Genomic DNA, 9,937 nt, shown 5'->3' with positions numbered 1-9,937 from the left:
GCCCCGGCTCCTCTCCAGACGGAGGTCCGGGGTTTTTTCATGCTTCCCGGAGGGGCGCCCGGTGGGCGTCCCAAAAAAGTTTTCACCCCGGGGCTTGAAATTCCCCGGCCGGGCCCCATATAGGGATTAAAGAGCGAATGAGCCGGTGCGGAGCATCCCCCCGAGGGGTGCAAAGAGCGCCGGCCGGAAAGATTTTCAGAAGCGCTGCGCCCGGTCGCTCCCGCAGCCCGCCCGCCCCAAAGGAGACGGGCCTGGGCGGCGGCTCCGGACGTCATGGTCCGGACCCCCGAAAGGGAGCGGCGGACGGCGCGGCAAACAAAAGGAACCACGACAAATGGCAAAGATCATCGGCATTGACCTCGGCACGACGAATTCCGCGGTCGCCATCATGGAAGGCGATCACGTCAAGGTCATCGAGAACAGCGAAGGCGCCCGCACGACGCCCTCGATCGTTGCTTACATGGACAACGGCGAGATCCTCGTCGGCGCTCCTGCGAAGCGTCAGGCCGTCACCAACCCGAAGAACACGCTCTTCGCGGTGAAGCGTCTGATCGGCCGTCGTTTTGACGATCCGGAAGTGCAGAAGGACCTCAAGCTCGCGCCCTTCAGCATCGTGCGCGCCGACAACGGCGACGCCTGGGTTGAAGTGAGCGGCAAGAAGCTCGCTCCGCAGCAGGTTTCGGCCGAAGTGCTCCGCAAGATGAAGAAGACCGCTGAGGACTACCTCGGCGAGCCCGTCACGGAAGCCGTGATCACGGTGCCGGCCTACTTCAACGACAGCCAGCGTCAGGCGACGAAGGACGCGGGCCGCATCGCCGGTCTCGACGTGAAGCGCATCATCAACGAGCCGACCGCGGCCGCGCTCGCCTTCGGCATGGACAAGGGCGGCAACGCCGACCGCAAGATCGCGGTCTATGACCTCGGCGGCGGCACGTTCGACATCTCGATCATCGACATCGCCAACATCGACGGCGACAAGCAGTTTGAAGTCCTCTCGACCAACGGCGACACGTTCCTCGGCGGCGAAGACTTCGACCAGCGTCTCGTCGACTACATCATCAACGAGTTCCGCAAGGACACGGGCGCCGACCTCTCGAAGGACGTCCTCGCCCTGCAGCGCCTGAAGGACGCCGCTGAAAAGGCGAAGATCGAGCTCTCGAGCCGTCAGGAAACCGAGATCAACCTGCCCTACATCACCGCCGACGCCACGGGTCCGAAGCACCTCAACATGAGCATCACCCGCGCGAAGTTCGAGAGCCTCGTCGAGGATCTCGTCCAGCGCACGATCGAGCCGCTCACCAAGGCGCTGCGCGACGCGAAGGCCGACAAGAACGACATCACCGACGTGATCCTCGTGGGCGGCATGACCCGCATGCCGCGCGTGCAGGAAGTGGTCCGCGAGTTCTTCGGCAAGGAACCCCGCAAGGACGTCAACCCGGATGAGGCGGTCGCCATCGGCGCCGCGATTCAGGGCTCGGTCCTCACGGGCGAACGCCGCGACGTGCTGCTCCTCGACGTCACCCCGCTCACCCTCGGCATTGAAACCCTGGGCGGCGTGATGACCGCGATGATCAAGCGCAACACGACGATTCCGACCAAGCACTCGCAGGTCTTCTCGACCGCCGAGGACAACCAGCCGGCCGTCACCATCAAGGTCTATCAGGGCGAGCATGAAATGGCCGCCTCGAACAAGCTCCTCGGCGAGTTCAACCTTGAAGGGATTCCGCCGTCTCCGCGTGGACTGCCGCAGATCGAGGTGACGTTCGACATCGACGCGAACGGCATCCTCCACGTCTCGGCCAAGGACAAGGCCACCGGCAAGGAGAACACGATCACCATCAAGGCGAGCTCGGGCCTCTCTGAGGATGAGATCAAGCGCATGGTGAGCGACGCCGAAGCGAACAAGGAGGAGGATCACCGCCGCTTTGAACTCGCCCAGGCCCGCAACACCGCCGACGCCGCCGTGAGCCAGGTCCAGAAGACCCTCAAGGAGTTCGGCGACAAGGTCGAGAGCTCCGACCGCGCCGCCTGCGAAGACGCCATCAAGGACGTCGAGGAGAAGGCGAAGGGCGAGGACAAGGACGCGATCGAAAAGGCCGTTGAACGTCTGATGAGCGCCGCTCAGAAGATCGGCGAGAAGATGAACAAGGCCGCGTCCGCCCAGCAGCAGGCCCAGCAGGGTCAGCAGCAGGGTGCGCAGTCGGGCGGCAAGGACGACGACGTCGTCGACGCCGACTTCACGGACGTGAAGAAGTAATCTCTTCCGTCCGGCCCGGACCGCGGCGAGGCCTCCCCCGCGAGGGGGGAGGCGCTCCTTCACGGACGAAGCAGGCGCGGTTTTCGGGACGCCTCCACAAGAAGGGTCGGCTAGAGTTTCCAGCCGGCCCTTTCTTGGGTTGATGAATCCGGTCTCTCAGGAGGCCGACGAAAACGTTTAGTGCAACGAAACGGACATGGCTGAAGAGAACTATTACGAGGTGCTCGGCGTAGAGCGCGGCGCCTCTCAGGATGAAATCAAGAAGGCCTACCGGCGCCTCGCCATGAAATATCACCCGGACCGCAATCCGGGCGACAAGACGGCCGAGGAGAAGTTCAAGCAGGTGGGCGAGGCGTATGCGGTCCTCTCCGACGAGCAGAAGCGCGCCGCCTACGACCGCTTCGGCAAGGCGGGCGTCGATCCCAACGCCGCCGGCGGCGCCGGCGGCTTCGGCCCGGGCGGCTTCGGCGGCTTCGGCAACATGGGCGGCGGCGACTTCCAGAGCGCTTTCGGCGACATCTTCTCCGACCTCTTCGGTGGCGGCGCCGGCCGCGGCCGCGGTGCGGGTCCGCAGGGGCCGCAGCCGATGCGCGGCAACGACGTGAGCTATTCGCTCGAAGTGAGCTTCGAGGACGCCGCGCACGGCCGCAAGATGGACATCCGCGTGCCCACGTGGGAAGACTGCGCGACCTGCCACGGCTCGGGCTGCCGCCCGGGCACGTCGAAGAAGACCTGCCCGACCTGCCACGGCGCGGGCGTCGTGCGCATGAGCAACGGCCTCTTCCAGGTCCAGCAGACCTGCCCGCAGTGCCACGGCACGGGCGAGGTGATCGCCGATCCGTGCCCGGACTGCGGCGGCACGGGTCACAAGCGCAGCGCCACGGTGCTGCAGGTGAACGTGCCCGCGGGCATCAACGACGGCCAGCGCATCCGCATGGCCGGCAAGGGCGAGCCGGGAGTCAACGGCGGTCCGGCGGGCGACCTCTTCGTCGAGATCCGCGTGCGTCCGAGCGACATCTTCGAGCGCGACGGCGACGACCTGCACATGCAGCTGCCGATTTCCTTCGTGACGGCCGCTTTGGGCGGCGAGGTGGTCGTGCCGACGCTCGAGGGCGAAAGCCGCATCACGCTCCCCGAGGGGACGCAGAGCGGCAAGACCTTCCGTCTGCGTGACAAGGGCATCAAGAATCTGCGCACGCACGAGCCGGGCGACCTCTACCTCCACATCGAGATCGAGACGCCCGTGAACCTCTCGTCCAAGCAGAAGCAGATGCTGCGCGACTTCGACGCCTCCCTCAAGGAAGGCGGAGACAAGCACAATCCGAAGTCCACGGGGTTCTTCGACAAGGTGAAGAAGTTCTTCAAATAAGTCCCGCACCCCGCGGCGCAGAAACGAAAAGCCCGGAAGCTCCTCCAAATGAGCCTCCGGGCTTTTTTTCGTCTCCGGGCGGGAGCGCCGCGCCTTATTTGCCGGCGGACTTCTTCTTGTGCCGCGCGAACCAGGTGAAGAAGACCGGCACGAAGATCGTGGAGATGAAGGTCGCCGCGAGCATGCCGCCGAAGACGCCCGTGCCCATCGAGTGGCGGGCCGACGAGCCCGCGCCCGTCGCCACCACCATCGGGAAGACGCCGAGGATGAAGGCGAGCGAGGTCATCAGGATCGGACGCAGGCGCAGGCCCGCGGCTTCAATGGCCGCCTCGAAGGGGCCCTTGCCCTCCTCCATCTTCTGCGCGGCGAACTCCACGATCAGAATCGCGTTCTTCGCGGTGAGACCGATCAGCACGAGGAGACCGATCTGGAAGTAGATGTCGTTGTTCGTGCCGCGCAGCCAGATCGCCGTCATGGCGCCGAGGAAGGCGTACGGGACGGCGAGCACCACGGCGATCGGGAGCGACCAACGCTCGTAGAGGGCCGCGAGGATGAGGAACATCACGAGGAGGCCGAAGCCGAAGGCCGTGGCCGAGGAGGCGCCGATGCGCTTCTCGTGGAAGGCCTGCCCCGTCCACTCCACCTGGTAGCCGGGCGGGAGGTAGGCGCGGGCCGTCTCCTCGACGATCCGGATCGCCTCGCCCGAGCTCACGCCCTGCACCGCGGCGCCCATGATCGGCGCGCCGAGGTAGCCGTTCATGCGGCCGAGGGACTCCGCGCCCGAGACGCGCTTCCAGGTGGCGAGGGTCGAAATGGGGACCATCTCACCCGAAGAGGAGCGCACGGCCGCGCGCCCGATGTCCGAGGGGAGCGAACGGAACTTCGCGTCGGCCTGCATCACGACGCGGTAGGTTTTGCCGTTGCGCGTGAAGTCGTTGATGTAGGTTGAGCCCAGCATCGTCGAGATGGTGTCGTAGACGTCGTTCACGTCCACGCCGAGGGCGTAGGCGCGGTCGCGGTCCACGGTGAGCTCGAGCTGCGGGCTGTCGGCCGTGAGGGTGCTTCTCAGCCCCGTGAGCTCGGGGCGCTTCGAGAGCTCCTCGATGAAGCCGTCGGTGATCTCCTGGAGCACGAGCGGGTTGTCCGAACCGTGCGAGGTGACGTAGCCCGAGAAGCCGTTCGAGGAGCCGAGGCCCGGAATCGGCGCGGGAAGCACCGCGATGCCGCGGGCGTCGGGGCTTTCGCGCAGCCACTTCGAGAGCCGCTGCTGGTAGTCGTCCGCACTCATCGTGCGGTCCTTCCAGTTCTTGAGCTGCAGGATGAAGGTGGCGGCGTTGGCGCGGATGTCGCTGCCCAACGTGTCGAAGCCCATCATCGTGACGACGTTCTGAACGCCCGGGAGCGACTTGATCTTCGCGAGGAACCCTTCGGCGACCGCCTCAGTGCGCGGGAAGGCCGAGCCCTCGGGGAGTTGGAGCGCCATGCGCACGATGCCCTGGTCCTCCTTCGGAATGAAGGAGGTCGGGGTGCGCTGCAGGAGCTCCCAGGAGCCCGCACAGACGAGCACGAGGATCATCGCCGAGACGACGCGGTGCTTGAGGGCGAGGCGCACGATCTGGAGGAAGCGCACCGTGAAGCGCGCGAGGCCCTGGTTGAAGAGCCGGAACCCCCGCCAGGGCTTCTCCTCGACGGGCTTGAGGAGGATCGCGCAGAGCGCCGGGGTGAGCGTGAGGGCGACGAAGCCCGAAATCACGACCGAGACGGCCACCGTGACGGCGAACTGCCGGTAGAGTTCGCCCGCGATGCCGCCGAGGAAGGCGACCGGGATGAAGACGGCGGAGAGGACGAGCACGATCGCGACGAGGGCGCCCGAAACCTCCTGCATCGCCTTGATGGCGGCGTCGAAGGGCGAGAGCCCTTCGGTGCGCATCAGGCGCTCGACGTTTTCGAGCACCACGATGGCGTCGTCCACCACGATGCCGATGGAGAGCGTCATCGCGAAGAGCGTGAGCGTGTTGAGCGAGAAGCCGAAGAGCCAGAGGCCCGCCATCGTGCCGATGAGCGAGACCGGGACGGCGAGCATCGGGATGAGCGTGGCGCGCCAGCTCTGCAGGAAGATGAAGACCACGAGCAGTACGAGGGCCCCGGCTTCGGCGAGCGTGCGGTACACCTCCTGGAGCGAGGCACCGACGAAGACCGTCGTGTCGTTGGTGATCACGTAGGCGAGCTTGCCTTTCGGAAAGGCCTGTTCGAGCTCGGCGATGCGCGCCTTGACCGCATCGGCCGCCGCCATGGCGTTCGCGCCCGTCTGCAGATAGACGCCGATGTTGACGCCGGGCTGGCCGTTCATGTCCACGCGGAATTCGTAGCTGCGCTTGCCCACTTCGGTCGCGGCGATGTCGCGCAGGCGCACGATACCCTGCGCCGAGGAGCTCTTCACGACGACGTCGCCGAACTCTTCGGGGGTGAGGAGCTGGCCCGGCGTGGAGATCTTGTAGTAGAGCTGCTGCTCGGGGAGCGTGGGCGAGGTGCCGATGCGGCCGACGGCGTGTTGCGCGTTCTGTGCGGAGACCGCGTCGTCGACGTCCTTCGTCGTGACGCCGAGCTTCGCCATGCGGTCCGGGTCGAGCCAGATGCGCATCGCCGACTGGACGTTGCCGAAGACGTTCACGTCGCCGATGCCGGGGAGGCGCTTGAGTTCATCGACGATGTTGAGTGTCGCGTAGTCGGCCATGTCGCTCGCCGACATCGACTTGTCGGGCGAATAGAGCGCCATCATCAGAAGGTCGTCGTCCGAGCGCTTCCTCACCGAGACGCCTTGGTCGCGCACGCTCGAGGGGAGCCGCCGCTCGGCCGTGCGCACGCGGTTGTTGATCTCGAGCATCGCGTCGTTCGGGTTCGTGCCGACGTCGAAGATGCACTGGATCGACATGTTGCCGTTCGAGCGGATGCTCGTCGTGTAGTAGAGAAGTCCTTCGATGCCCGAAAGTTGGTCCTCGATCGGCTGAGCGACCGTGCGGGCGATCGTTTCGGCGTCCGCGCCGTCGTAGGTCGCAGAGACGCGCACCGAGGGCGGCGTGATGTTGGGGTACTGCGAGAGCGGGAGCACCCGGAGCGCCACGAGGCCCGCGAGGATGATGAAGAGCGAAAGGACGGTCGCGAAGATCGGCCTGCGGATGCAGAACTGACTGAGCATGCTGCGGGCTCCTTATTGCGCAGACTTCCTGCCGGAATCGGACGAGGCCGTCACGGCCGTTCCGTTCTGCAGCTTGATCATCTGGTTGATGATCACCCGGTCGCCGTCGGCGAGCCCGGAGCGGATCACCCAGTCGGCGCCCTCCCAGAGCCCCACTTCGACGGCTTTCTGCACGGCCTTGCCGTTCTCGAGCACGAAGACGGCGTAGGTGCCGTCGGGGAGTTGCTTCACGGCGCGCTGCGGCACGCGCCAGGCGCTGCGGTCGATCGTGGTCTGGAAGCGGATGCGCAGGAACTCTCCGGGGAGCACCCCGGCCGAGGCGGGAATCTTCGCGCGCATCGTGCGCGTGCCCCTCTGCGGGTCGTAGGTGGGCGCGACGTAGTCGAGCGCGGCGGGAATTTCACTGCCGTCGGCGCGGAAGACCCGAACCGGGGTCTCGGTCGTGACGACTGCGCCCGCGAGGTCGCGGTCCGAGGGCGAGAAGACGACGCGCACGTCGTCGGTCTGCGTGATCGAGGCGAGGACCGAGGACTCCTTCACGACCACGGCGCCGGGATTGAAGAGCGCCTTGGAGACGAAGCCCGACACGGGCGCCTTCACCTGGGTCCAGCCGAGGTTGATGCGCGCCTCCTCTTCGTCCGCCTTCGCCTGCGCGAGCGCGGCGCGCTTCTGGCTGCGCGCGCTCGCCGCGTCGTCGAGCTCCTTCTTCGTGCCCGCACCCGCCTCGAAGAGCCCCTTCGAGCGCCTCCACTCGCGGTCGGCCTGGGCGTACTCGTCTTCGAGCTGACGGCGGGCGGCCTCGGCCGAGGCGAGCTGCGCCGAGAGGCTCGACGGGTCGATCTCAAAGAGCACCCGGCCCGCCTCGACCCGCTCGCCCTCTCGGTAGTTGACCGTGAGGATGCGGCCCGTCGCCTGAGGCTTCACCTCAAGGGCGGCGCCCGACTCGGCCTGGCCGATCGTTTCGAGCCAGTGCGCCTCGTCGGCCGCCTTCACTTCTATGGTCTCGACGGGGAGCGGCGCGCGCGGCGCGGGAGTGGACTTCTGCTGGCCGCAGCCGGCGAGGGTGAGGACGGCTGCCGCGAGGAGCGCGCAGAGAACGGATTTGCGTTGCATGACGGATGCGGAGTAAATGGCCGGTCGTCGGGACCGGCGGGTATTCGACGGAGGAGGACAGTGAGGAAATCTTAGGGACGGAAACTTAGAGCACGCAGAGTGAGGAAGGCGCGGATCTGCAGGGTTGTCAGGGGTTTATCGTAACTTCAAGGGAGTACTCCTTTCGGAATCCCGCTCGCGGCGGACCGGTCGCGAAAAGGCTTCCAAAGGCGTCGGGGCTGTTACAAATTGAGCGTTTGATCGGGGGGAGAGGGTGACTGCTTTGCCCTAGTCAAAACTACCTAGAGGCGGGCGCTTCTAGGTGTTTCCACAGGAATATGCAGACAAATCAGAGAACTTATTCGACGCCTGACCTAGATCGAAATGTAAATTCCGGCGCCGTCAATTGTAATTTTTTGTACTTAGTCAAAAGTGGAGCAAGCTCCTACCCCTTTCTTGAGAGGGGACGCCGATAATGCCTGCGTCCTCACTCCAAAGAGAGAAAAGACATGCTCGGATATGACTTTTGGATACAGCTGGTCATCGTTCTGATCTGCTTGTTCTACGGCGCCCGAAAGGGCGGCATGGGCCTCGGCCTCATTGGCGGCGTCGGCCTTATGGTTTTGATCTTCGGGTTCCACATCCCGATGGGCAAGCCCCCGGTCGACGTCATCCTGACGATTCTGGCCGTGGTCTGCGGCTCCGCGAGCCTTCAGGCTGCCGGCGGCCTCGACTGCCTGCTTCAGATCGCTGAACGCGTGCTCCGCAAGCACCCCCGTTCCGTCGTGTACCTCGCTCCGTACCTTTGCTGGTTCCTGACCATCCTCTGCGGTACCGGCCACGTGGTCTACACGATGCTCCCGATTATTTACGACGTTGCGATCAAGAACAACATCCGTCCGGAACGCCCGATGGCCGCTTCGACCATCGCCGCCCAGATGGGCGTGATCTGCTCGCCGGCTGCCGTGGCTGCGGTCTCGATGATCGCCCTGCTCGACGGCTACCAGGTCGGCGGCCGTCCGTTCGGCTTCGTGCAGCTCTTCTCGATCGTGATCCCTGCGGCCATCGTCGGCCTCTTCGCTGAAGCGACCTACTCGTCCTTCCGCGGCAAGGACCTCGACAAGGATCCGGAGTTCCAGAAACTCATTTCTGACCCGGAACAGAAGAAGTACGTCTACGGCGAAAACACGACCCTGATCGGCAAGGTTTTCCCGAAGACCGCCTGGGCCTCCCTCTGGATCTTCCTCGCCACGATCGCGTTCGTTGCGCTGCTCGGCTCCGAGCCCAGCCTCCGTCCGATGGTCGGCAAGAAGGCCCTCGGCATGACGCAGCTCATTCAGATGTGCATGCTCTCCGCCGGCGCCCTGATGGTCATGTTCTGCGGCGTGCGCGCCTCGATGATCTCGAAGGGTTCGGTGTTCCACGCCGGCTGCGTCGCGATCGTTGCGGTGTACGGCGTCGCCTGGATGGCCGACACGATGTTCATGGCTCACCTCGCCGACCTGAAGGTCATCCTGGTGGACTGGGTTAAGGAAGCTCCGTGGACCTACGCCCTCGTGCTGCTCCTCGTCTCCAAGCTCGTGAACTCGCAGGCCGCCGCTGTTGCGACGATCGTCCCGGTCGCCCTTCAGGTTGGTACGCCTCCGGGGCTGGTGGTCGCCTTCTCGTCCGCCTGCTACGGCTACTACATCCTGCCGACGTATCCGTCCGACCTGGCTGCCCTGCAGTTTGACCGCTCCGGTACGACCCACATCGGCCGCTTCGTGATCAACCACTCCTTCATCCTCCCGGGCCTGATCGGTGTTCTCACCGCGACCGGCATGGGCTGGGTGCTCGGCAAGCTCTACGGCTACATCTAAGACACAGATATAACTATCGGTGAGGACGCTTTGATGTGAGCCGCGGCGGCGAAGGGGACCAAGACCCTGAAGCCGCCGGCAGCACCAAAAACCGAGGCGGGGACTCTTCCTGAGGGAAGGGTCCCCGTTCTTCGATATGCGCACGCCCCGGCATGCCGAATGCC

5 protein-coding genes are annotated in these 9,937 nt (G+C 65.3%); 3 read left to right on the top strand and 2 right to left on the bottom strand.

All coding sequences use genetic code 11. The features are described 5' to 3' along the window. Positions 1-334: 334 nt before the first annotated feature. Entirely contained in the window at positions 335-2,257 is a 1,923-nt protein-coding gene (gene dnaK, locus ACT6Y9_RS05355) for a molecular chaperone DnaK (RefSeq protein ID WP_295478371.1), read from the top strand. 196 nt (positions 2,258-2,453) lie between these two features. Then, positions 2,454-3,626 (top strand): molecular chaperone DnaJ, encoded by a 1,173-nt coding sequence (dnaJ, locus tag ACT6Y9_RS05350; protein ID WP_295478373.1) that lies wholly within the window; start codon positions 2,454-2,456, stop codon positions 3,624-3,626. Positions 3,627-3,720: 94 nt separating this feature from the next. Here dnaJ and ACT6Y9_RS05345 read toward each other — a convergent pair whose 3' ends face one another. Then, complete coding sequence (locus ACT6Y9_RS05345) at positions 3,721-6,822, bottom strand: efflux RND transporter permease subunit (protein WP_443743769.1); 3,102 nt, start codon at positions 6,820-6,822, stop codon at positions 3,721-3,723. A 12-nt stretch (positions 6,823-6,834) separates the two neighbouring features. After that, positions 6,835-7,935: an efflux RND transporter periplasmic adaptor subunit gene (locus tag ACT6Y9_RS05340; protein WP_443743768.1), complete on the bottom strand. Its 1,101-nt coding sequence runs from the start codon at positions 7,933-7,935 to the stop codon at positions 6,835-6,837. A 488-nt stretch (positions 7,936-8,423) separates the two neighbouring features. Here ACT6Y9_RS05340 and ACT6Y9_RS05335 point away from each other — a divergent pair, with 488 nt between their 5' ends. Then, on the top strand, positions 8,424-9,773 hold the full coding sequence (locus ACT6Y9_RS05335; RefSeq protein ID WP_295478382.1) for an anaerobic C4-dicarboxylate transporter: 1,350 nt from the start codon (positions 8,424-8,426) through the stop codon (positions 9,771-9,773). Positions 9,774-9,937: the final 164 nt, after the last annotated feature.

It is taken from the genome of Sutterella sp., from assembly GCF_052272535.1.
GTDB lineage: Bacteria > Pseudomonadota > Gammaproteobacteria > Burkholderiales > Burkholderiaceae_F > Sutterella.
Note: the sequence above shows the minus strand (reverse complement) of the source record. Positions and strands in the feature narration are given on the sequence as shown.

Coding starts and splice junctions, on each gene's coding strand:
- dnaK (WP_295478371.1), top strand. CDS start 335: ATGGCAAAGATCATCGGCATTGACCTCGGCACGACGAATTCCGCGGTC.
- dnaJ (WP_295478373.1), top strand. CDS start 2,454: ATGGCTGAAGAGAACTATTACGAGGTGCTCGGCGTAGAGCGCGGCGCC.
- ACT6Y9_RS05345 (WP_443743769.1), bottom strand. CDS start 6,822: ATGCTCAGTCAGTTCTGCATCCGCAGGCCGATCTTCGCGACCGTCCTT.
- ACT6Y9_RS05340 (WP_443743768.1), bottom strand. CDS start 7,935: ATGCAACGCAAATCCGTTCTCTGCGCGCTCCTCGCGGCAGCCGTCCTC.
- ACT6Y9_RS05335 (WP_295478382.1), top strand. CDS start 8,424: ATGCTCGGATATGACTTTTGGATACAGCTGGTCATCGTTCTGATCTGC.